The 23,891-nt window shown below is 56.7% G+C and carries 18 protein-coding genes; 13 read left to right on the top strand and 5 right to left on the bottom strand.

Annotation, left to right across the window (positions count from 1 at the left end):
* Positions 1 to 121 precede the first annotated feature (121 nt).
* From VGR81_09380 to VGR81_09365, 4 genes are all read left to right on the top strand, one after another.
* A complete protein-coding gene (locus tag VGR81_09380) occupies positions 122 to 715 on the top strand; it encodes a redoxin domain-containing protein (GenBank protein HEV2289151.1) in 594 nt (197 codons plus the stop codon).
* Between the two features lie 389 nt (positions 716 to 1,104).
* Complete coding sequence (locus VGR81_09375) at positions 1,105 to 3,525, top strand: ABC transporter permease (protein HEV2289150.1); 2,421 nt, start codon at positions 1,105 to 1,107, stop codon at positions 3,523 to 3,525.
* A gap of 163 nt (positions 3,526 to 3,688) precedes the next feature.
* Positions 3,689 to 4,096, top strand: a complete 408-nt coding sequence (locus tag VGR81_09370; GenBank protein ID HEV2289149.1) for a nuclear transport factor 2 family protein — start codon at positions 3,689 to 3,691, stop codon at positions 4,094 to 4,096.
* 430 nt (positions 4,097 to 4,526) lie between these two features.
* Entirely contained in the window at positions 4,527 to 5,099 is a 573-nt protein-coding gene (locus VGR81_09365; GenBank protein HEV2289148.1) for a cupin domain-containing protein, read from the top strand.
* 446 nt (positions 5,100 to 5,545) lie between these two features.
* Here the strand turns inward: VGR81_09365 and VGR81_09360 are convergent, their stop codons facing one another.
* Positions 5,546 to 7,987 carry an ABC transporter permease gene (locus tag VGR81_09360; protein HEV2289147.1) on the bottom strand — a complete coding sequence of 814 codons (2,442 nt, stop codon included), beginning with the start codon at positions 7,985 to 7,987 and terminating at the stop codon, positions 5,546 to 5,548.
* 187 nt (positions 7,988 to 8,174) lie between these two features.
* Complete coding sequence (locus tag VGR81_09355; protein ID HEV2289146.1) at positions 8,175 to 8,585, bottom strand: metalloregulator ArsR/SmtB family transcription factor; 411 nt, start codon at positions 8,583 to 8,585, stop codon at positions 8,175 to 8,177.
* Positions 8,586 to 8,723: 138 nt separating this feature from the next.
* On the opposite strand from VGR81_09355, the gene soxC reads away from it, so the two are divergent.
* The 5 genes from soxC to VGR81_09330 all read left to right on the top strand — a co-directional run bounded on the left by soxC (position 8,724) and on the right by VGR81_09330 (position 12,431).
* Positions 8,724 to 9,950: a sulfite dehydrogenase gene (gene soxC, locus VGR81_09350; protein HEV2289145.1), complete on the top strand. Its 1,227-nt coding sequence runs from the start codon at positions 8,724 to 8,726 to the stop codon at positions 9,948 to 9,950.
* Entirely contained in the window at positions 9,943 to 10,506 is a 564-nt protein-coding gene (locus VGR81_09345; GenBank protein ID HEV2289144.1) for a cytochrome c, read from the top strand. Before soxC ends, VGR81_09345 begins: the two co-directional genes overlap by 8 nt.
* Before the next feature lie 255 nt (positions 10,507 to 10,761).
* Positions 10,762 to 11,481, top strand: a complete 720-nt coding sequence (locus VGR81_09340) for a DUF2461 family protein (GenBank protein HEV2289143.1) — start codon at positions 10,762 to 10,764, stop codon at positions 11,479 to 11,481.
* Positions 11,482 to 11,494: 13 nt separating this feature from the next.
* Complete coding sequence (locus VGR81_09335; protein HEV2289142.1) at positions 11,495 to 11,680, top strand: hypothetical protein; 186 nt, start codon at positions 11,495 to 11,497, stop codon at positions 11,678 to 11,680.
* A 37-nt stretch (positions 11,681 to 11,717) separates the two neighbouring features.
* On the top strand, positions 11,718 to 12,431 hold the full coding sequence (locus VGR81_09330; protein ID HEV2289141.1) for a DUF1579 family protein: 714 nt from the start codon (positions 11,718 to 11,720) through the stop codon (positions 12,429 to 12,431).
* 478 nt (positions 12,432 to 12,909) lie between these two features.
* On the opposite strand, the gene VGR81_09325 is transcribed toward VGR81_09330, so the two are convergent.
* Positions 12,910 to 13,047, bottom strand: a complete 138-nt coding sequence (locus VGR81_09325; protein HEV2289140.1) for a hypothetical protein — start codon at positions 13,045 to 13,047, stop codon at positions 12,910 to 12,912.
* Between the two features lie 279 nt (positions 13,048 to 13,326).
* On the opposite strand from VGR81_09325, the gene VGR81_09320 reads away from it, so the two are divergent.
* The 4 genes from VGR81_09320 to VGR81_09305 all read left to right on the top strand — a co-directional run bounded on the left by VGR81_09320 (position 13,327) and on the right by VGR81_09305 (position 18,048).
* Positions 13,327 to 14,235, top strand: coding sequence for a hypothetical protein (locus tag VGR81_09320; protein ID HEV2289139.1), 909 nt, complete (start codon positions 13,327 to 13,329; stop codon positions 14,233 to 14,235).
* A gap of 298 nt (positions 14,236 to 14,533) precedes the next feature.
* On the top strand, positions 14,534 to 15,061 hold the full coding sequence (locus VGR81_09315) for a secondary thiamine-phosphate synthase enzyme YjbQ (GenBank protein ID HEV2289138.1): 528 nt from the start codon (positions 14,534 to 14,536) through the stop codon (positions 15,059 to 15,061).
* A 377-nt stretch (positions 15,062 to 15,438) separates the two neighbouring features.
* Positions 15,439 to 16,251 (top strand): HipA family kinase, encoded by an 813-nt coding sequence (locus VGR81_09310; GenBank protein ID HEV2289137.1) that lies wholly within the window; start codon positions 15,439 to 15,441, stop codon positions 16,249 to 16,251.
* Between the two features lie 294 nt (positions 16,252 to 16,545).
* Positions 16,546 to 18,048, top strand: coding sequence for a glycosyl hydrolase family 28-related protein (locus VGR81_09305; protein ID HEV2289136.1), 1,503 nt, complete (start codon positions 16,546 to 16,548; stop codon positions 18,046 to 18,048).
* A 134-nt stretch (positions 18,049 to 18,182) separates the two neighbouring features.
* On the opposite strand, the gene VGR81_09300 is transcribed toward VGR81_09305, so the two are convergent.
* A complete protein-coding gene (locus VGR81_09300; GenBank protein ID HEV2289135.1) occupies positions 18,183 to 21,086 on the bottom strand; it encodes a protein kinase in 2,904 nt (967 codons plus the stop codon).
* A gap of 198 nt (positions 21,087 to 21,284) precedes the next feature.
* Positions 21,285 to 23,834, bottom strand: coding sequence for an ABC transporter permease (locus VGR81_09295; protein ID HEV2289134.1), 2,550 nt, complete (start codon positions 23,832 to 23,834; stop codon positions 21,285 to 21,287).
* Positions 23,835 to 23,891: the final 57 nt, after the last annotated feature.

Here is a 23,891-nt window from a genome sequence, read left to right as displayed (position 1 = left end):
AATATGTATTCATCGATAATTCTTTTTTTTACAGTTTACTATTGATAAACATCTTGGGGGGGGTAGCGTCGCACTAGTCTTCTTGGCTTATTGGGCCCTCGTCGCACTGCGGAGTGACGCAATGAATGTCCCAAAGCCAGTGGTCGCAGGTTTCGTTATTTTGGCGTTCGCGCTTATTGGGTTGAATGTCGCGCTCGTCAAACAAGACCGCAAGCCGGGTGGCCTCAATAAAGCATACGAAGCGAACCTTCACCTTAACGTCGGCGCCACGGTTCCACCGCTTTCTGGCGCGAGTCTGACGGGAAGTCCCGCAACGATCGAATATGAGTCCGGCCAGCCAATGACCCTGCTTTTGGTCTTTGCGCGTTCCTGTTCAAATTGCACATTGAATTGGCCGGCATGGCAGAAGCTGCTTGCCAAAATTGATCCCACGCGTGCGCGTGTTATTGGAATCAGTTTGCAGAATGAGGGCTTAACGAGTCAGTTTCTCACCCAAATCGGCATGACAGCGATTGAAATGACGCTCCTTCCGGACGCGAGCAGCATTCTTTCATATCGATTCCGTTACACACCTCAAACTATATTGGTCGGCTCGGATCGAAAGGTGGAAGGAATATGGTCCGGCGTGCTCAACACGCGGCAAATAAGCGAGATTCAGCAGGCTGTCCTCTCGCCACAGCCTCAGTCCGCGACTAACAACGAAGCTGCGCAGTGACCTCGCGTGGCTACGAATCATCGAGCTTACGCCCGAACGGGCGAATTGCAGGAAAGGAGAATCACATGCGAAAGTTGTACAGCAGAGTAGTCAGAGTTACGGTATTGTGGACAGTGCTTCTCGCGGGGATGGCTGTGGTGGCAGGAACATCGGCGGTAGTGCTTGCATCCAACGGACCTATCCAGCTCGATGTCTGCAACACGCCCTGTGGGGATTTCAACGGTTACTCTTGCCCTAGTTTTTGCAACTGCCCTGCCCCTTTCATGGGAAGTGCCGAGTGCAAATGGCCCACATTCTGAGCGCTGCACGCTGATAACCCAAAGATAACAAACCGCCCTTCTCACCGGGGCGGTTTGTTATCATGAAACCGCAAACCGATGCATTATTCCGTGCGTAGCCTCATCCGCTCTGCCGCCTTCACTGTTTCCGCCGTCCTCACCCTTGCCCTCGGAATAGCCTCAGCGACGGCGCTGTTCACAATCGTAAACGGCGTGCTCCTCCACCCCCTCCCTTACCGGGACTCTGGGCGTTTGCTAGAACCTGCCGAACCCATGATGGCTGCGGACTTCCGCGACATCCAGTCGCAAAACAATGTTTTCGAACAAATGGCGATGTATGAGCAGGGCAGATACGTGCTCTCAAAGGGAGGCGAGGCTCAGTTCCTCACGAGTGAGGCGATTTCGCCGGGATTTTTTTCAATGCTTGGTGTGGCTCCTCTATTCGGCCGTAGTTTTGAGCCTCGCGAATATGAACCGGGAGCAGCGAATATTGTTTTGTTGAGCTACGCCGTGTGGGCGCGTAGTTTCGACTCGGACCCTCGCATCCTTGGATCATCAATCTTTCTGAACTCCAGACCCTATATCGTAATCGGCGTTCTTCCGCGCTGGTTCCGATTCAAAGACCGCTGGTTTGCTGGCGATACGGACGTTTGGCTGCCCTTGGCGCTTACTCCGTCGCAACTCGAGCAGCACGGCGGTCCCAAGTGGACTCCGAAAGGTCCTGCGCAGGACTCTTACAGCGTTCAAATAATCGGTTGCCTCAAACGCGGTGTGACCATCGAGAAAGCGCAGCGGAACTTCGATGGCATCCTCGAGCGCCTCGCCGCTGAGTATCCGCAAGATAAAGCGCTGCTAAAAAACAGCCAGCTCTATTCCCTGACATCCCTCCAGGCAGGGCCCATCGCTGGCATCCTCTGGCCGCTCTTCGGAGGTGCTGCACTCCTGCTTTTGGTCGCCTGTGTAAACGTTTCTGGCCTCACACTCGCGCGCGGCCTCGCCCGGAGGCGTGAAATGGCTATTCGGTCTGTGCTCGGCGCGCCGCGCCGCAAGATCGCCGGCCACTTTCTGATCGAAAGTTTGCTTCTCTCCTTCTCGGGAGCGGTTTTGGCCATTCCCATTTCCATCGGCCTCTTGGATGTCTTCAAATTTTTGGCGCCGCCGGCATACGCCCCGTGGTTCCAACACGCAGGCATTGACAGATGGGTCTTCCTGTTTGCCGTGCTGGCTGTCTTGCTCTGCACTGTTTTTTGCGGCCTGCTCACCGCTGTCGTCTGCTCCCGCTCCGATCCGAATTCCGACCTGAAAAGTCGTGTTGGCTCATGTTCCAATCTTCGAACTGGCCGCGGATTCAACGCACAAAAATGGCTCCTCATCGTCCAGATCGGTGCAGCCATGCTATTGCTAGTCGCAGCCAGCTTGATGGGACGCAGCCTCTGGCTCGTTCTCCACGAGAATCTTGGTTTCGATCCTCACAATGTCGCCATGGTTTCTCTTTTGTCGGCCAACTATCAAAATCCCGACGCGGCTCGCAGCAAGGCCTTCGAGCAGCAGTTGCTCGACAACGTGAAAACACTGCCCGTAATCCAGCTCGCCGCGTTCAGTCAGGTAGATTTTAAGGGTGTTGCCGAGTTGCCTTTTTCCACAAGCGCGTCGCCCTCGGGTCCGGCCGACAGCCTGCCCACGGCATATTGGTGGGGCGTGACGCCGGAATTTTTTAGCTTGATGCATATTCCCCTGGTGCGCGGACGTTATTTCTCGAACGCAGACGCTCTTAATACCGAACCCGTTGTCGTAGTGAACCAGACTCTGGCCCATATCTTTTTCAGCGGGAGCAATCCTGTGGGCAAGCGCATTACATATTTCACGTATGACCCGCTGCTCAAAAAAGTGGACGCCGAGATCGTTGGGGTTGTCCCTGACACCAAAATGACCGGCTTTAGATTGCCCGCAGGCCCGGAAATCTATACCTGCTTGTGGCAGCAGAACTGGGCCTTTGCCAGCCTATTCGTGCGCAGCGATGCTTCCCACGCCGCGCTCGTGTCGGCGTTGCGAGAAAAGATCAGGCAAACGGATCAGGGTTTCGCCTTGCTTGATGCTAAACCCGTCGAGCAAGCCGTGGAAGAATCGTTTTTCGCCCGCCCGAAGTTTCTTACTTTTTTGTTTGCTGCTTTCTCGCTCCTGGCGCTAATGCTGACCATCGTTGGCATTTTCGGCGCCGCTGCTCTCAGCGTCACCCGGCGAACCCGCGAAATCGGCATTCGTGTAGCCCTCGGTGCCCAAAAGAAACACGTGCTCAAAACAGTTCTCTGGGACGCCTCTATCACGTGCCTCTCGGGAGTTACGATCGGAGTCATTGCTGCGCTAGTCCTCACACGCCTGATCCGTAGCTGGCTTTACGGAATTTCGCCTAGCGACCCGATCACATTTATTGTATCCGCCATTCTGTTATTGGTTGTATGTCTCGTCGCAAGCTATATTCCTTCGCGCCGCGCCCTTCGCGTCGATCCCGCAGTCACCCTGAGATATGAGTGACTCATCGTCTCCGCGCGATCTGTGGTCAGCCGTTGGCAGGACACGGGAACAGCGCACGCGGATCCTCCTGCCGTCAATCACGATCGTCTGCATTGGTCTGGCTTTTGCCCAGCTCGCGTACTCGCGTCAAGCCGAAACGAGTCGCGCCGAAACATCCCAGGAGATGAACAAAGCAATCTTGGCAATCCGCGGCGCCTATGCGGCCTTCAACCGCGGTGACTTCGACGCCGCCGTGGCCTCTCTTGATCCGAATATCGACTGGACTGAGCCTGCGACGTTCCCCGGCGGAGGCACGTATCACGGACGCGATGCCGTGAAAGGCTACCTGAGCCAATCGCGCTCCGGCTGGACGCAAGGTACCAGTAAACCGGTGCGTCTTATCCTGGCCGGCAACCGTATCGTAGTTTTTGTCTTCGTCAGATTTCGCCCCAAGGGCGGTAACGACTGGCACGAAGCCAAAATCGCCGACGTTTATACCGTGCGCCGCGGCAAAATCGTCCAGATGAACGCCTTCGCGGATCGCCATGAAGCTCTGCGCTGGGCCGGCGTGAAGGACGCGCCCCGCAAATAAGAGGTCAAATTGCACCAATATTGTGCAATCCAAATTCCGTGGGGGACTTCCTCCTTTTCGGCGTTTCATCCGCCGAAGGTAGTCAGCTCCCCCAAGTCCCGAACTTTGCCCCAACAATCACGCGCCCGTTCCCCAGTCAGAGTGACAAATTGCACCAAAATTGTGCAATCCGAATTCGGCCATTTTTTCGAAAATTGTCTCTTTCGAAATGCACGAATTCGCTCCTTTTCGCATTTCGTGCAAATTTGTGGGATACCCAATCCTGTGGCTCTGAAAAGCATCTTCGCATCGCGAAAATCATGCCAAACACGAAAATTCAATGCCTGCTCTTCCAGTCCAATTCAGGGACAAAAAATGGCCCGAAAAAAGACAATTTGGCCCAATTGGCCGGTTTTAGTACCATCACTCAATTTTCAAAGGAGGGCCTCACATGCCCGGCTTTCGAACTTTGTATCGCGTAGCCATCCTGCTTTTCGCCGCTGCTTCAACAATTTTCTTTCCGCCACTCAGCAAATCAACCGCTGCATCGCGCGCCGCGCAGCCCGCCGCGGATCAAGTGCAAGCGGCGAAGCAAAATCCTTTACCGGGTCCGCCGCGAAAACAAAAATTGCCGCAAGAAAATTTGCTGAATCCTCGGACGCTCACTTACGAATTGCCGAACCAGATTCACTGGACTTCGGATGCGATGGGCGCGAAGACGGCGGTGCTGCTTGGCGATCCGTCGAAGCCCGGACTCTACATCATGCTCGTGAAGTGGACGCCGCATCACATGAGCCATCCGCACTGGCATCCGAATAATCGCTACATCACGGTGATTTCCGGAACGTGGTGGATCGGCACGGGAACGAAATTCGATCCGAATCGCACGGTGGCGATGCCCGCAGGAAGTTTTGTCACGCACTTCGCGAAGCAACCGCATTATGATGGCGCGAAAGATCAAGAATGCGTGCTGGAAATTGTCGGTGACGGCCCTGCGACGGCGACGCCCGCGGAAGAAAAATGAGTTCGAAAAAAAATCCGCGCGCGATAAAAATAAAAACCGGCAACCCGATTCAGATTTATCGCGCGGCGAAAAATTAAAAGGCGAAAAGAAAAATCAGTTAACTACGGATTTTTTTTGCGAGCCACGCGCGAATCTGATCGAAAATATCTTTTCGCTGATCCCAGCGCGGCGGAAAATGCGGCGAGCCGGGATAGGTGACCATCTTCACGGTTTTTCCGCGCTCGGCGGCAGGAGAGGAACGATTACTTGCGAGCTGAGGCTGAAAGGCGCGCAAAGATGCGAAGGCCGAGCCTTCGCGCTCTAAACGCGCGCCAAAGGAAGGGAATTCACATGACGCACATGGCGAAACGCAGCGACGTTGGTTGCGCATGCGTGCGCGCCGGAAGAGCCAAGGCGAGCGTGAACCTTGCGTCAGGTCGTGTTTTTGAACCTTTTCGATGCGAGCTTCAGCCCTGGCGGAGGATTTCGACGGGATTGGCGCGGGCGGCGGCTCGCGCGGGAATGTAGCAGCCCACGGCTGCGGCCAGCACGAGCAGAACGATGCCAATGGCGATTGGCTCCGCCTGCCATACGGCGACGGGGCCAAGCCAGTGCTGCATCACTGGCCGCAAATCGAGCGACGCCACCGCGCCGAGCGCGACGCCAGCGATAACGGCGAGAAGCAACTCGCGAGTGACATTCCAAGCGAGACGACCTGGGAGCGCGCCGAGGGCCGAGCGCACAGCGAGTTCGTGTCTTCGCGCCGCGACGGTTGCGGCAGCAACGGCGTACACGCCCTGGACGCTCAGCGCGAGCCCGAGCAAAGCGAGCAGAAGCATGCCGGCCATGCGCGCGAGAGGACGCGTTAGAGTTGCTTGCCAGCGTGCTTGCATGGTGGAAACATCGGAAATTGTCGCTGCGATGGGCATTCCGGCCAGCACTTGCGGAGCGAGGACGGCGACAGAGCGCGGCGAGGCTGTTGTCCGCAAAATCACGGCGCTGCAACAGTCCCACTGCGCCTCGGGGAAATAAATCGTCGGTTCCGGCTGCTGAGACCAGAAGCCAGTAAAGTCAGCGGCGACGCCGACGACCTTGTAATGCGTCTTATATTTTGGCGCAAAAGCGAGCCACGAACCCACTGCCTGTTCTGGCGAGTTCCAGTTTTTCCTGGCCATTTCGAGGCTGATGATGGCCACCGGCTCGCCGCCTCTGATGTCGGTGTCGTCAAACCCGCGGCCGAAAAGGATGGGAATCCCGAGGGTGCGGAAGTAGCCCGGCGAAACGGATGTAGGCTCGGCGGCTTCACGCTCTGTACCGACGGCATCGCCCTGCCTCATGAAGGAAGCAGGAATGCCCCATGGCGGAAACACTTCTGCCTGCGCGATCGCCTGAGTACCGGGCAGGCGCTCCAGCCGCGAGAGAACTTCCTGGTTGAAGGCGTCTGACTCGGCGTCGGAAAGCAGGATGTTGTCGCGCGTGTTGTATGACAGCAGCACGGTATGGCGTGGGTCCGGCCCGAGATTGGCGACGGATTGCGCGGCATACGTTCTTGCCGTCAAGGCCGCAGCGGCCAGCAAGCAAATTCCGATTCCTGCCTGCGCAGCAAGGAGCGCGAGCCGCCAGCGGCCCGCGCCAGGGCTGGAATCGCTAAGCCCGGTGTAACCGAGACCACTGCTCGCGGCCAGCGCGCGCGATGAGCCGGGTCCATCCGCTGCAGAGACCAGCAACGCCGACCAGACCAGCGCGGCGAGCAGAGCGAATAGCCCGAAGCCGAGCAAAACGATCAAGTTCAGCGGCGGCGGTTGGAGCAGCGGCGGGCCGAGGCCTGCGGCGGGCATCATCTGGGTTAGCACGCGCAGGAGTTCAAATGCAAATGCCACGCCCAGCCCCAGCGACAGCAGAGTGAGCAGGCATTTTTCCGCTGCAACTTCGCGCCACAGCCGCGAACGTTTCGCACCCAGGATGGCGCGGATAGCGATCTCGCGCCGCCGGCGTCTGCCCTCCGCGCCCATCAGAATGGCGAGATTGACGCAGCCGAGCAGGAAAACGAACCCGACGCCGAGGGCGAGCAAGCCCATGGTCTTGCGCGCTGGACCTTGCGCTATCTCTTCGAGGGTCTGCACGACCACGAGCCTACCTCGATCAAAGCTGTATTGTTGTCCCAGATGCTGGGCTACGACGGCTAGCGCCGCCTGCGCTTGCTCTGCACTGACGCCGGGACGGAGGCGACCGACCCCAAACAAGACAGTAGATCCCCGTGAGCGGGCCATCCAATTGTCCCGTGGCAGGAGGTACCACAGGTCAGTCACATCTTCCGTGAATGGGAGCGGAATGCTCACGCCGGGCGGAAGGACACCGGCTATGCGCATGCTCATTTCGCCACTTCCTGCCGCGTTATCTGCAATCCCGATCGTCGTGCCGACCACCGAACGACTGCCGCTGTAGCGAGTCTGCCGGAGCCGATAGCTGATCCAGACTGGTGAAGTCGCAGTGCCGGTCAGAGGTTCATCATCCGGGCGGATGCCGCGCCCCAGAACGGGGTGCATGCCCAAATCGCTGAACACACTTGACTGGACCCCGCACACACGAATCTCTGTTGAGCCTCTGTGGTCAAGCAGCCAAAGTTTTGGAATCCAAAAGCCACCGAGTGAGGCAAAGACGTTGCGGGTGGCGTCGGCGAAGTCCGTCAAGTCTGGCCCGGAGATCGCCAAGAGATTCCCGGATTCGGTGCGCTCCCGAACTTCCACAAGCTGTTCGGGATTGCGATACGGGAGCGGCTGATAGCCCAGCGCAAGCATCAGGCTCGTGAGCGCTGAGGCCGCGCCCATGCCAATGGCGATGGTGAGCGCAAACTGGCCCGTCAGCAGCGGACTCCGCCGCCAAGTTCGTAACCAAACGCTTATCCCCATAATTTCAATTGTAACTCCGATTGTTGCCGAAGCGTAGCACTATGGCATTAACGGAATATATTAAGTACTTGAATGATTAACTTGCGAAAGTGACAGCGGCGCATGGATCTCGAGAAGAACAGTTCAGCAGGTCAATGCGCTTTAGGCTCTAGCTTCGTTGCAGTGAAAATTATCGCGCGACGGGTTTTCATGAGATTGATTTCCTCCCACGACGAGAATGCTTGAGCATTATTTTTGCAAGATTACGAGGAAGCCCGGGTGCGCGCCCACGGGCAGCGGGTGAGCAAGCCACGCCGCGCGTGCAGCATTCTTCATAGAGAAACGCCACCAGTTCCTGCAACAGCTCATCATTGGCGCTATACCAGAGAAAGGTACCTTCGCGGCGCACGTTCACGAGGTGATTGATCTTCAATTTCTCCAGATAGTGGGAGAGCGTGGAATTGGGGATTTTGAGTTCGCTGGCAATCTCGTTGACGACCATCCCTTGCGGATGAGCGGAGAGAAGAAGACGGACGATGCGCAGTCGCGGCTCCGCGCCCAGAGCGGACAGCATACTGGCGTAGCGTGCGACGCGGCTGGAATTCTGTTTCCGGCTCATTGAGGCGCATCATTATAGTACGTTCTGACGCGCGGCACGGCGGAGAAACAGGCCGAGCGGGAAGCGGAGGCGGAGAGGACTCCGTGAGGGAATTGCCAGCGACTTGACATCGTCCGTTATTTCCTTATATTGAGAAATATGAAAATATATGAGAATGGCGGGCACATTGAAAAAAATGGCGGCGGACGCACATTCAGCCGGCGGCGATTATTGTCTTCCGCGGCGGAACTGGGCGCGCTGGCGCTTTTGCCGCGGAATGCGCTGCCGCAACAACCAGGGGAGGTTCCACACGAACTGGGCCTTCCGAAGCGGCCCTACGGATACCGGTCTCCTTTCGAGAGCAAAGTGGTGCGATCTTCGCACGGACATACGCCTCTCCAAGACCTCTACGGAATCATTACACCTTCGGAGCTTCACTACGAAGTGCTGCATTTCGGGATGCCCATGATCAATCCGGCTCATCATGAATTGCTGATTGATGGCCTTGTCGAGCGGCCGCTGATATTTACCATGAAGGATTTGGAGAGGATGCCGGCGGTTTCGGAGATCCATTTTCTGGAATGCGCGGGCAACAGCGGCGCCGACCAGGATGGTTTTCCAGGGAAGACACCGCAGGAGAGTCACGGACAAATGAGTTGTACGGAATGGACCGGCGTTCGACTTTCGACGGTCCTGGAACAAGTGGGATTAAAACCGACGGCGCGCTGGATACTGGCGGAAGGGGCGGATGCGGGGCGATTGGCGCGGAGCATTCCGGTCGAGAAGGCGTTGGACGACATTATTGTTGCGTACGGACAAAACGGCGAGGCGCTGCGTCCGGAACAGGGCTATCCGGTGCGATTGGTGGTGCCGGGGTGGGAAGGGAACACCAATATTAAATGGCTGCACCGGCTACAAGTGCTCGAGCAGCCGGCGATGACGGCGTGGGAAACAGGCTCGTATACGGACCTATTGCCGAGCGGCAAAGCACGGCAATTCACATTTGTGATGGAAGCGAAATCGGTGATCACGCGGCCTGCTGGCGGACAACGGCTCGACGGGCCAGGCGTTTATGAGATTACTGGCGTAGCGTGGTCTGGGCGCGGAAAGATCAACAGCGTGGAAATATCTGCCGATGGAGGCCAAAACTGGCAAAAGGCGGAATTGCAGGAACCTATTTTGACGAAAGCATTCACGCGTTTTCGCTGGACGTGGAACTGGAATGGAGCGGAAACAAAGATCGCGTCACGATGCACAGATGAAACGGGTTATTGCCAGCCGACGCGCGAGCAGATTGTCGCGGTGCGAGGGTTGAATGCGACGGATCACTACAATGGCATCAAATGGTGGCGCGTCCACAGAGATGGAGAAGTGACCTATGCGTAGGGTTGAAGTGTTCGCGGCGATTTGCGCGATTGCGTTTGGCATCGCGGCGTTTGGGCAAGGAAATCAAAATCAGCTCCATCTGGGACATCCGCCCACGCCGGAGCAAATGCGGCGATGGGGCATTACGGTGCTGCCGGACGGGACAGGACTGCCGGCGGGCAGCGGGACTGCCGCGGAAGGACAAATCGTGTATGCGGATAAATGCTCGGGATGCCATGGCGACCATGGCGAAGGGCGAGAGCCGCTGGGAATGAGACTCGTCGGAGGATTTGGAACGCTGCGGGACGAGAATCCTGTTCTGACCGTTGGGAGTTATTGGCCATACGCGACGACGGTGTGGGACTATATTTATCGTGCGATGCCGTACGCGCAGCCGGGGACGCTGACGGCGAAGCAGGCTTACAGCCTGACGGCGTATCTGCTGTATATGAACAAAATCATCGGGCGGAATGACGTGATGAACCGCAAGACGCTGGCGAAAGTGCGCATGCCGAACCGAGATGGATTCGTGCCGGATCCGCGTCCGGATGTGAGCTGCCCGCAAAACAAAAAATAGCAGCCGGGTCAGTTTGAATTTTGACTCCTTGCGTCACGAACCAGAAGATTCGAAGAGACCCACCGCCCCAAAATAGTGCGACAATTTCCCGCCTTTTCTCCTGCGAATTCCAAACGCGGGCGTGAATCAGCGCAGCGGCCAAAGCAACATTGCGAAAATGCTTGGACGTTGCGCGCGGCGCGGAGATGACGGGAGCGGTGTGTCGCGGTAGGATGATGGCGACGGAAGTTGCAGGATTGGGAGGAGTGGCGAACTGTGGCGAAGGAAGGGATCATTACCGCGGAGACGCTGCGATTTTTTCGCGAGCTGGGGCGGAATAACGGCAAAGAGTGGATGGACGAAAACCGCGAGCGATATCGCGCGCATGTGGTCGAGCCGCTGCGCCGATTGTTCGAGGCGCTGGCGCCGGGGATGCGGAAATTGCATAAGGATTTCGCGCTGGGCGGGCGTTCGGGCGAGAATTTTTCGCGCATCAACCGCGATATTCGTTTTGCGAACGACAAGACGCCGTACTACACGCACATGTATCTGTTTTTCTCGCACAGAGGCGCGCGCGGCGAGAAAAAAATCGCGCGAGGAGGCACAGGCGGACAATTGTACGTGGGAATTTCGGCGGACGCGGCGACGGTGGGATTCCGGATTTATGCGACGAGCGGCGAAAGCGCGCTGCGTCGGCTGGGCGCGCCGCGAGCGGCGGAGAATCTTGACTGGCTGGCGCGGCAGCGAGCGAAGCTCGGGCCGCGATACGACGGCTATTGGTATTCGGTCGATAAGGGCGAGTGGACGAAGCATGCGGGCTGGCCGCAGGATGCGAAAGAATGGAAAAAAGCGAAAGGATGGATCGTGCGGCGGCGATTGGCAGGCAAGGCGGCGACGCGCGGAGGATTCGCGGGCGAAGCGGAGAAAATTTTGCGTGAGATTTTTCCGCTGTATAGTTTCTGTTGCCTTGAAGATTGGAGGCGGAACAAACGGTGAAAGCGAAATGCGAATGACGCGAGCGGAAGCGAAGGCGAATCACATACTGGACAAAGGCGAAAGCCATGGGCAATTCACGGAGACGATTTACGGAGTGCTGTGCGCGGCGTGCCATAACTATATTTTGATCGATCACACGAATTGTCCGGCGACGTGCAGAGAGCATGAGACGTGCCGGCAGGCGTATGGGCAAACGTAGGAGCTGATTTTCGCGTGGGAGAAAGAGAGGGAGAGAAATGATGCTAGGGAGAGCGAGGATTTTGCGGGCGATCGCGGGAGTGGGAGCGGGATTTGCATTGGGCGCGGCGCTGGGGATGATGGTGATGAATGCTGGACCGGCCCAGGCGAGCAGGCCCGCTGAAGCGGACAGGCCCACCGCGGCGGGCAAGCCTGCGCTGGTGGCGCATGGCGCAGCGAATCGCGGAAGCAGCGGCGCGCAAGCCCGCGCGGGAGGGCAGGCTATGGGGCATGGCGGCGACGCGGCGAAAATGGACGCGCAGCACGCGGAACTGGCGAAGATGACGGGAGAATTCGATCGCGTGGTGAAATTCGTCGGGCAGACGGGCGCGACGGCGCAGCCATCGACGGGGACTTCGAAATTTTCGCCAGTGCTGGGCGGGAAATTCATTCTGGAAGAGAGCCACGACGTGGTGTTTGGGCGGCCGGTGGAGGGATTGCGGATTTACGGGTACAACGACGCGACGAAACAGTTTGAAATGGCGCGGATGTACACGATGTCGAACGCGATTACACTGATGAAGGGCGCGAGCGATGACGGCGGGAAGACGATTGACTACGCGGGCGAAGCGATGACCGGAACGGGGAACATCGAGATGCACGCGACGCTGCGCTGGATGAATGATGATGAGTTCAGCGTAACGATGTCGACGGCGAGCAAGGATGGGAAGGAAACGCCGTTTCAGGAGACGGACTACACGCGGAAGAAGTAAGTTCGGTTGCGCGCAAGGACGTGGCGAGACGCGATTGGGAGGCGATGCGAGCGATTCGGGCGGAGCGCTCGTAAAAATAAGGACATGAGAATTGAACCCGTACTTCAGCGGCTGAAGCCGATCTCGAAGCACGGGGCGTATCGTCGCGGCTGCCCTTCGCAAGGCCCACTCAGGACGAAAAGCCCGCCTGCGGCAGGCAGGCCGCGACGCGCAAGTCACATTCTTTGGAGGGAGGACGTGACGCGGAGCGGACAGAACTCCTTGCGTTCGGCGATCAGAACACCTAGACTGAATTTATGTTTTTTGGGCTACGAACGGCGCGGGCTGGCGCTCGAACAGCATGCGGCTCGCGGCTGTCCATGATTATTTCGCGACGCCCGCGGGCTGTTTTTGCCGTCATCGTTCTGTGGATGGCGGCTCCAACCGTCGTGGCGGTCTGCGGTGTTCCGTGTCAAACCGTGAATTTGCGCGCCTGTTGTCAACACCACAGCACGCCGATGCCAAACATGCCCATGCCAAACGCGCCGGCATCGCATAGGCATATAACGAATACTCCCATGCCCGGTTTGTGCAGCGCCGGTGGCTTCGAAGCGGCATTTTGTTTCACGACGATCACCCCGGAAAATCGTTCCGCCGCTCCGTTCGCGCGCACGGCCGCGGCGGGCGTGTCCCGCGCGATAAGCGCTCTGCACTCGGCCTCAGAAGTTATTAACTTTGCTCGTTTGGCAAATCGCGGCGCTCCCGCGCCTGCGATTTCTGGCGTTCCTCTTCGTATCTAGCTTTACTCCTGCCTTCAGAAGCGATCCGGCGTTTTTTTTGTGTCTCGATCCGCAACTATGCGCGCTTCATACCGTCTCGATGCGCGCGCGATTTACCGGAATCCAGGAGCGACAACGTGTTCACGCATTTCAAGTATTGGAAAACAATTCTTTCCGCCGCCTTGCTGTGGGCCGCGATGCCGGGTTCGCTGCACGCACAGATGAACCCTTACTTCACGACGATCAATTATCCGGTCGGGAAAGGCCGCCTGATGCTCATGGTCCTGCCGGATTTCCAGCGCGCGCGCGAGGGAAACAATTTTTTCACTGGAATGCTGATGGCCGAGTATGGCATCACGCCGCGCTGGACAGCGGGCTTCATGGTTGAAGGGCAGAAGATTTTTGGAATGCCGGTGACTTATGGCGGCTTGCGCGTCAATACGTACTTCCATCTCTTGCCCCACGAGCGCCTGCTGAATTTGACTCTCTACGGTGAAATCGAGGATTTGAATCAAGCAGCGCTATACAAGATGGAAGTCAGTGGTTTTGGTCCCGAAGATTTGGCGGGTCCTCTGAGCACGGCGCGCAATACACCGGCGCGCACTTTCGAGCAGCGCCTGATCGCGTATCATGACTGGGGCCGGCTGAACGCGACATTCAATTTCATCAACGAAACCAGCCTGGAAGCGCCACACGACAACGATTTTGGCTACGCCGTGGGACTGTTTCGCCAGCCAGCCTCGACTGCAATGTCACCAATGACCGGCATGGCTAGCGCCCCACAGCCTCGCGCTCTTTCCGTGCGACGCTTAGGCTACGGAGTTGAGATGATTGGTGCGCTGGGGAACACGGACCAGTTCGGCCTCTACTGGCACAGGCAGCAGCAATACCTCGGCCCCGTGCTCACCTATGACATTGCGCGGTACTGGTCCGTGCGCCTTGAGCCAGCCTTCGGGCTGTCTGACGTTAGCGACCCATTCGTGCTGCGCATGGGAGTGCAATACTCCTTCGACGGTTTTGGGCACAAATTGGGCCGCCTATTCTGAGCGGGAATCAGCCATGAAAGCATCCACACTCAAAGAAGCAAAGGCGAGCGGAGCGCGGACTGGCCATGGGGTCAGGAGCGCGATTGCGCACAGGCGCGCGAAGCCGAGTTGGACGCACGACGGGACAATTCCTAAAATTTGACGTGAGAGACGCACAGTGGCGGTGGCGTTGAGGCGGGGTGCAAACGGCGTCACGCGAATCGCGAAACGACGCAACCTTAGCGGGGGGAAAGCATCCAAATAAGATCAGAGTCGGTCCCAGCCCACTGAGAAGACTCCCAAAAGCGAAGGCAGGTTAGTGAAGCTATCGACGATGAAGGCGGCGAAAGAGAGCGCCGAAGTGAAGATGGAAGCGGCGGTGGAGGCGCGTCCGGCGTTTTTGCAAGTGGCGCTGGAAACGATTGTCTACAAGACGCGCGAGCGGCTGGAGCTGATCAACATCACGAAAGACGTGAATGAGATTGTGAAGAAGCACGGATTTCGAGCGGGATTCGTGTTGGTACAGTCGCTGCACACGACGACGGCGATTTTCATCAACGAGTTTCAGCAGGCGCTGGTGGACGATATGAAGGCGTTTCTGGAGCGCGTCGTGGGACGGTTCGATTACTGGCGGCACAACGATCCGCGGCTTTCGGAGTGCTATCGCAAGAATGCGGATGCGCATCTGCGGGCGATGCTGCTGGGGCATACGCTGTCGCTGCCGGTTTCGGAAGGCGCGCTGGCGATCGGGAACTGGCAGTCGGTGATTCTGGCGGAGCTGGATGGGCCGCGGGACCGCGCGGTGCAGATTCAGGTGCTGGGAGTGCCGCAGGAAGCCACGAAGTAGGACGATCCTCATTGCGTTGATTCACACCCCAGAATGAACTTGGGATCCATATACATCTTGGTGAGGCGGATTCTGAGTGGGTTATGATGTATTTCATTCCGCGCCCGCCTTCTTACTGATTTTTCAGCCGATGACGGCATAGCCTCGCGCAACGTTGAACGAATCTAGGCAAGTGTATTTTCCACAGACAAAAATGAAACGATTGTTTTTTTCTTGCATCGTTGAAATCCAGTGTATATAAGATAGTTCTATTAGTACATAGGTAATAAAGTGTGGATGTCGCGCGATAGACGTAGAGCGATGGGATTGGACGGTCTTGCGAGGTCATCTGAAAGAAAATGGCCAGCTCTTCGCGGTGGCTCGCACAAACGGCGACAATGTTAGAGGCGATCGCAGAGGTTAGAAGGATGCGGGGTGGCGCACAGGCTCAGATGATGCGCTGTTCTGACGGCCACTATTACGTTGTGAAGTTTGCGAACAATCCGCAGGGGTCTAGAATCCTCGCCAATGAACTACTCGGCGGTCGATTGGCAGAACTTCTTGGTCTGCCAGTCGCTCGGGGCGAGATCCTATTGGTATGCGAAGAATTGATTCGCCACTCGGATGATTTGGTTATTCAATTGAAGGACGGCAAAAGACCTTGCCTAGGAGGATTGTGCTTTGGTTCACGTTTTCCTATTGATCCACGTCGGGGCATAATTTGTGACTTCCTTCCCGATGGGTGGCTCAAGGGAGTTCTCAATCTCAAGGATTTTTGTGGGATGTTGGTATTTGATGTGTGGGTCTGTAATACGGACGGCCGGCAGGTCATATACCATCGCGAACCCGGGAATTCAGATTACCGAGTGACAATGGTTGATCAGGGGTTTTGCTTTAATGGCGAAAAATGGAACTTTCCGGACTCGCCGCTGTGGGGCCTCTACCATCGAAGAGTGGTATATGACCATGTGCGAGCTATGAATGCATTCGAGCCATGGCTCCGCCGGCTGGAAAATGAGGTCAGCCTCGGCACGCTGCGGGAACTCGCCAATAAGATTCCGTCTCAATGGTATCGGAATAACGCAAGGGCGCTGAGTCGACTGGTCTTGGAACTTGACCGGAGACGCATGCTTGTACGCGGCCTACTAAGATCAACGTTGCGCGTCCGGCGGGACTATTTCCCACACGTGACCGTCAGCCAAGCGGCGTGACAATTTCCCGTGATTTGGGCGATCCGTCAAATCTAGAAACCAGGGTGATTGACCCATTTTGAAACCCCAATATTGCAAAATTACCAAAGGGGAAATTACCTGCATCGATTATTTTAACTCTACCCCGGAGCATTCAGATAACTTACATGATTTCAGCACTTTTGTTTCCTAGATTGCCCGAAATGATCTGGTCATTCAACTGCAGTGGTGTTCCACGCTGACTCAGCTCCCCCCTTCCTGCTGGGTTCGCGATCGAGCGAGACAAGAATCTCGTGCTAACGCGAGGGGGGAAACATGCAAGGGAAAGATTCCGTTCGGCGTAATCTCCTGAGGGCTCTCGTCGGTATGCCGGCGGCCCTTGCCCTTTGGAACAGTAGGGGTTTCGCCCAATCCATCATCGGCCAAGGGGCTCGCCATACGCGGGGCTCATTTTCTTCACCGAGGCCAGCACCACCTCAGCCAGCTCGTCCGGTAGACTTCACTATCGATACGCTAAGCCAGTATGACATTCGCAACTATGGAGCGGTCGGCGATGGTAAGACAAACGATACTGTTGCTGTTCAATATGCGATCAATGCTGCCGCAGCGAATGGGGGCGGTGTCGTCTATATTCCCGCTGGAGTGTTCGTGGTTCGAAACCTTTTTTTTCCTCCTACGGGCGGCAATTGGGTGCTCATCTGGATGGATGGGAGCTTGTATCTGACACAGACCCTCGAAATGAATGAGCGCTGTTATGCATTGGTCGGGCGTTCCGGCGCAGTATTTCAGGCTTTCCAACAGCAGCCCAGTGCCGCACTCTTGTTCGAGAAAACAATAAACCCCGTGATTCGAATTTCAGCAAACCCCGTGTACTTGGAGGGTCTCAATCTAAAAGGCTTCGAAGGCGATGGGATCGTAGCGACCGATGCCGCATGCGAACTCTACATGAATAGAATGCAGCTCACGTGTTATGGGACATCAGCCGACGTGGTTCCTCTCAGAGTTGAAAATTCGACCTACAGTTTTGGACTCTACATTCAGAACTCGGTGCTTCAAGCACCCATCCTTCCTGGGGCTCACTCACTTGTCCTGAGAAACTATTCAATTGTCCGAATTCAAGATAGTACTTTGATCGGCGGTGGAATTTTCATGTCCGCCGAAGGGATCGAGGCGGCAAATTATAGCTTTGAGAACGTGCTTTATGAAAACGGGTACACGCCCTTTCTGCAAATCGACAATTCCGGTGCGTGGTTTACGGGTATTACGCTCGACCATATCGAGATGGCAGACCCCGCCGTCTATCCGGCATATCTATTAGACAGCTCCGGTACAGGAGAAACCGTTGGTGTGTTGATGACTATGGCCCGAAATGCCGGGGGCTATGCAATGGTCACGGGAAATAGTCCCATAAAAGGACTATACGTCTTTCCGGCATCGTCAACTGACAAAAGCAAAGTTGAGTTCCTGGGCCAGCAGGACTACTACGCTTATTTCGATTGCCACGAGGGCGTGACAAACTTGGCCAGACTGAGCCTCGGCTATGAAGGGACAGTTATTACAAAGCATCTTTCCGCCGCATCCACTTTAGACTTTCCTGCAATCTCGCCCGGTGGCCAGCAAGAGGTCTCGATGTCTCTCTCCGGAGCACAGGTCGGGGACAGCTGCGATGCATCTCCGGAATCGGGAGCAGAACCGGGGCTGATCTGGAGCAGTTATGTTTCAGGGCAAGATACAATTGTAGTTCGACTGGTCAACGCTACGCCGTCGCCGATTTCGCCATCACCGAGAACATGGACGGTCAACGTGTGGCAGCATTAGCACGTTTCATTTCTCCGAGAAACTCTGAATTTGTAGGACCTCAGGTGTCGAAGCCGCGAGACCGCGCCGTGCAGATTCAAGTGCTCGGAGTGCCGCAATAGAAGGCGACTATCCCTCCGCGATTCGGGGAAAAATCATTGCAGCCTGGCGTATTCGGCTTTGGCGGCGATGAGGATGGGGATGCTGGCGTCGGCATTCTTCCACAGCGCAAGAAAATCTTGATATGCAGCGCGGGCTTTCGCGCGTGCCGCATCCGCAGCAGCGCCCTTCTCCGCTGCCGCTTCCATCACGTAAGCGCGCGCGATTTGCAGATGCGCCAGAGCGCCGATGGGCTCGCAAAGCACAACCCCGGGATGGTCGAGAATTTTCTGGAACTCGACGGCGGCTTCAGCGCCCTGATGCGCCGCAAGATAAGCCTCCCCACGCACGTAAGCCGGGTACATGGCGCTCCAACCGTAAGCGCTGTCCGTGGTCTGTCCTAGTTCGTACGGTGTAGCCACTCTGAGATTTTCAATGGCCTCAGAAGCATTTCCTTTGAGCAGCGCAAGTTTTGCGCGGAGGGTCGGGACGTAATTGAGTTGCACCAATGTGTTATCAGATGGCCGCTTAGCCAAATCACCGACCAGCGATCGCGACTGTGTGGCGTCTCCGGCATAGAGAAAGGCGAGTGCGGTGGCGTACTGCACGTCGCGGCCTGAGGAATGCTCCTTTGCCGCAGTGGCCCGCCGTCGCGCTTCGTCTGCGTTGCCGAACAGGGCTTCCCGCAGGGCAGACTGGGCCAAGTAGGTTGCGGCCGCTTCTTTTTCTCCTGCTTGTTCGGCGGAGGCGATAGCCCAACGGGAAAACTCGTCGGCAGCCCGAAGCCGCCCGGAGTAGGCGGCGGTCTCGGCTTCCAAGTTCAGCACTTCGTCCTCTATGCCCGGGATGCCCTCTGACTGCGCAACCTGCTGCGCCATGCCCGCTGTATCGTTTTGCAAGAATGCAATCTCGTACAAGCCGAGATGGAAGAGCGAGTAGTTCATTTTGCGTTCGAGAGCCTGCGCAAAGATGTCTTGCGCTTTATCAACGCGATTCAAGGAAATGTAGTCGAAAGCGAGGAGGGAGTAGTGAACGGCAGAGCCTGGATCAAGATGGACCGCCTCTTCCCCTTCCTCAACTCCTTTCTCGTATTGGCCAATGACAGGGTAGATTGCCCCAGCCAAGTTATCGCGGGGGTCCACAGAGCGCGGATAGTCCTGTATCCAAAATTGGCAGAATTGTTCGGCTTTTTCGATGTTGCCGGTCACCTCCTTGTTGAAGCGCTCTGAGATGAAGTATTTTTCCGGCTCGCTCGCCCGGTCTCGCAGTTCGTACGCCTTGCGGGTGTAATCAGCAGCGATGCTGGGTTCTCCGATGTCGTTATAGGCGATGCTTAACAGTGCGTAGGCGAGTGCGAACTTCGGGTCGAGTTCGATGGCACGCTTAAAAAAGGGTATCGCCGCTGCGTCACTTGTGGAGTAAATAGCCTTTTTACCGGCAGTGAAAGCCTTCAGCGCTTCGAGCGACGGGGTCGTAGCCTGTTCCAACGGCGTATCAAATTTTCGCACCGTGTTCAGTGACTCGCCGAGTTTGTTGCGCATATCTGTGGCGACGTTGCTGAGGGTGTCGAGGACGTGGTTTTTGTCGCTCGCCTGTGCTTCCGTGCTCGCGAGCGTTTCCCCGTTTGAGCAGTTGACCGCTTTGATGGCGAGAAGGTAAGGGGCGCCAATCTGCGAGATCGAACCCTCGATGACCGCGGCACTTCCAACGCGCTGACAAAGGTCCTGTGCGATTTCCGGCGTGATCCTTGCGTCGGGCTTCTGGCCCATCATCTGCAGAGTCTGCTGGATTCGGCCATCAGAGATAATGCTCAGAAAGGGTGACTGCTCCAGTTGTACGGAAAGCCCCTGCCGCAACGTGCCGTCGAACACAGGATCGCCCGTCGTATTCGTGAAATCAGCGAGTACGATGGTGTCTTTGTTCGTCAGCGCGTGCGCGTGCGAGAAAAAGTCATTACGAATTCCGCCCCAATTGAAAGCAATGGCGGCGAGGAAACCGACAATCACGAGAATTGCCGTAGCCACGCCCCAGCGCGCTGATGGAGGAAACGCAGAACGCGCCTTCGAGGCATGTTGTTCAGGGGCAGCGGCCCGGCCCGCGTCCGAGTCCCGCCTCAATCGCTGTAAATCCGTGCGAATTTCAGCGGCGGACTGGTATCGCAGCTTCTTGTCTTTCTCCAACGCTTTGTTGATCAGCTCTTCGAGCTTGGCAGGAACCTCAGGATTCAGGCGCACCGGCGCAACTGGACTGCGATTCAATATCGCTTCCGCAATCACCCCCGAGGTCTCGCCCCGGAAAAGCTGAACCCCCGTGGCCATCTCGTAGAGCACCGCACCAAATGAAAACAAATCCGTACGCGCATCCAGATCTTCGCCGCGCACCTGTTCCGGTGACATATACGTGATGGTGCCAATCGAGGCGCCTGGTTCCGTGAGCTGTTCGATCTCGCTCGCGGTAGGCATCGCCGATAGATTCGCGGAACCGCCCGCCGGTGCGAGCTTAGCCAGACCAAAATCGAGTATCTTGGCGTGCCCTCGCTCCGTGACAAAAATGTTGGCGGGCTTGACGTCGCGATGAATGATTCCCTTGGCGTGCGCCGCATCCAGCGCGTCGGCAATTTCGATTCCTAACTCCAGCACTTGCCCTATCGCCAGCGGCTTGCCGGAAATGCGATGCCTCAGAGTGGCGCCCTCCATGAATTCCATCGCAATGAAAGGCCGACCGTTGTATTCGTCGACTTCATAGATCGTGCAAATGTTGGGATGGTTCAGTGCGGAAGCAGCCAGCGCCTCACGCTGGAAGCGGCTCAGAGCTTGTAGGTTCGGCGCGAACCCATCAGGAAAAAACTTTAGAGCAACGAAGCGGCGAAGCTTGAGGTCCTCCGCTTTGTAGACCACGCCCATCCCACCGCCGCCGAGTTTTTCAACGATGCGATAGCGGGAAACGGTCTCGCCAATCATGCGCCGACAACCCTCTGCGAAATATGGCGATAATAGGTCGGTCTTTGCAGAGAGCAAAGGAACTTTTTTCGGGGGATTACGCCATGGGCTGAATGGCTCGCTTCATACGTCGCTTGAGACCGCGCCGTGCAGATTCAAGTGCTGGGAGTGCCGCAGGAAGACGCGAAGTAGGACGATACCTTAAAGAACGACCGAGGACTACTCGTATCGCAGCGCTTCGATAGGCTCGACGCGCATCGCGCGGCGTGCCGGGATGTAGCAAGCCGCGAGCGCAACGAGTGTGAGCACAATCGCCACGCCGGCAAACGTCGCGAGGTCAGTCGGTTTGATTCCGAAGAGGAGTTTGGACAGGAATCGCGTCAGGGCGAGCGCCCCGGTGACACCGAGGCCGACGCCGACGATGGCTAGGAACATCCCCTCGCGCACGACCATACGGAGAATATTTTGCGGAAGCGCACCCAGTGCGATCCGCACGCTGAACTCATGCGTACGCTGAATCACGCTATAGGAAATCAAGCCATAAACTCCAACAATGGCAAGCAGCAGGCCAACGCCGCCAAAAGCACCCAATAGAGTTGTTTCAAATTTTGGCTCGGCCACGCTCTCTGACATGACCGCATCCATGGCTCGCAAGCCATCGATCGGGGCGTTCGGGTCCACCGCCGAAATCTGCTCGCGAACGGTCTTTGCGATGGCCAGAGGATTGGTCACGGTTCTCACAAAGAGGGTTGTCGCAGCGTAGCTTTCTGTTTGAGCGACAGGAATGTAGACCTCCGGAATTGGAGGAACCCTCTGACTCTCGTCGCGTACATCACCAACTTCGCCGATGATCCTGACCTGGTCGTTCGAGCCGGAACAGTCCGCTCGAAACTGTTTGCCCAGAGCATTGCCATCAAAGAGCCTCTTTGCGAACGTCGCGTTCACGATTGCGGCAAGCGGGATTTTCTCTTGATTCGTATCCTGTGAGTCAGCAGAGGACGAAGAGCGCTTTTCAGAATGTGTCGATGGTTTTGACGAAGTCAAGTCAACTGTCCGCCGGGCGGGAGCAGGTGGAAAATTTCGCGTATCCCCCTCGTTGAAAGAACGTCCAGCGAGGAGCGGAATGCCCAAAGTCGAGAAATATCCGGGAGTGACAAATTGACACTCGACGAGTCCAGAATAGGAACTGCCTTCCACGGTCAGACTTGCCATGGTGGGCCCTCCGCCAATCGGAAGCCACTCAGCAAAAGCAGAATTCTTGACTCCGGGAATCGCTCGGGTTCGCTGAAGGGTTTGATTCACCGCCAACTGGTAGCGCTCGGGGTTTGCGCGGATCGCGGGGCTGAAACCGACGTACATCGTTAGGACATGCGCGGGCCGGAAGCCCAGGTTCACGTTCAATAGATTCGAGAAACTGCGCAATGCAAGCGCCGATCCGATGACGAGCACGAAAGCGAGCGAAATTTCTCCGGCGACCAAAAAATTCCTCATACGCCGAGGCCTATGCGGGTGGATCCCAATGAAATGGCCACTCGAACCGCCTTTCAATACCTCGCTGGGCCAGCGGCGCGTGATTTGCAGTGCCGGTGCAAGCCCGAACAGAATTGCAATGAAGAGCGAAATGACGAGCGTATAAGCCAGTACGACCCAATCCACGGCGATTTCGTCCAGCCGCGGTATACTTGGTGGCGCCATGATTCGCAGAAGATCGATTCCCCAATAAGCGAAGAATAGACCCGCCGCCGCGCCGAGAAATGCCAATAAAACGCTCTCGGAAAGGAACTGCCGGATGAGTCTCCATCTTGTTGCGCCGAGGGTTTCGCGGATAGCCACCTCCCTTTGCCGCGCCCAGCTTCGTGCGATCAGCAAACTGCTCATGTCGGCGGAAGCGAGCAGCAACAGGAATCCCGCCGCACCGAACAAGACAAGGAGTTTGGTCGAGTAGCCCTCGCTCATTCGGTCGCGAAGCAATCCGACGGATAAATCAAAGTTCTTGTGTATCGCTGGCGCCTCGGCAGCGATGCGAGCGGCAATGGTGTGAAGCTCGGCATTTGCCGCATCCATGGAAATTCCGGATTTCAGGCGGCCGATCGCGATGAGTCGGCTCTGTTTCTTCCACGGCGTTTGTGGCAGCAAAAGATCACCATGGTTGGGGAATGGAAACCGTGAGGGCATTACGCCGACAACTTCATAAGATAACGCCTGTTGGGAATTATCTTCCTCGCTTCCTGCCTCGCCTTCATCTGTAAGCGTGATCTGCTTACCAACAATGCCGGGATCGCCGCCATAGCGCCGTTGCCATAGATCGAAGCTGAGAACGGCGACTTGGTTGCGGCCCAGCTCGGCATTAGAGGGGAGAATGAGGCGGCCCAGAAGCGGCCTTACGCCCAATAAGGGGAAAAAATTTCCGGACACGAACGAGGTTTGGACCGATTCAGCTCCCTCGCCGCCGAGGATCGTGCTCGTTCCTTCGGCATATTCAGCCAGCTGGTCGAAGATATGACTCTGCGTCTTGACTTCGCGGAAGTCTCCGGTCCGAAGGTAAACCGTCTTTTGTCGCGCTGGATTGGCTGTAGTCTGCCAAAGTTGAACGAGGCGTGATGAGTCTGGATAAGGCAGAGGCTTCAGCAGAACGCCGTATGTAACGGTGAAAATTGCGGTATTTGCGCCGATGCCAAGGGCGAGAATCAGAATGGCGACGGCTGTGAAGCCGGGAGATTTGTGCAGCATGCGCAGGCCGAAGTGAAAGTCTTGCAGGAGCGAGTCCATGTTGAGTCACCCTTTCGCGGACAAGGAGGCGATTCCCGAGATTCTACAGCGAGGGGC

This window comes from Candidatus Acidiferrales bacterium, from assembly GCA_035934015.1.
Lineage (GTDB): Bacteria > Acidobacteriota > Terriglobia > Acidiferrales > UBA7541 > DAHUXN01.
This window is presented reverse-complemented; position numbering and strand designations above follow the sequence as displayed.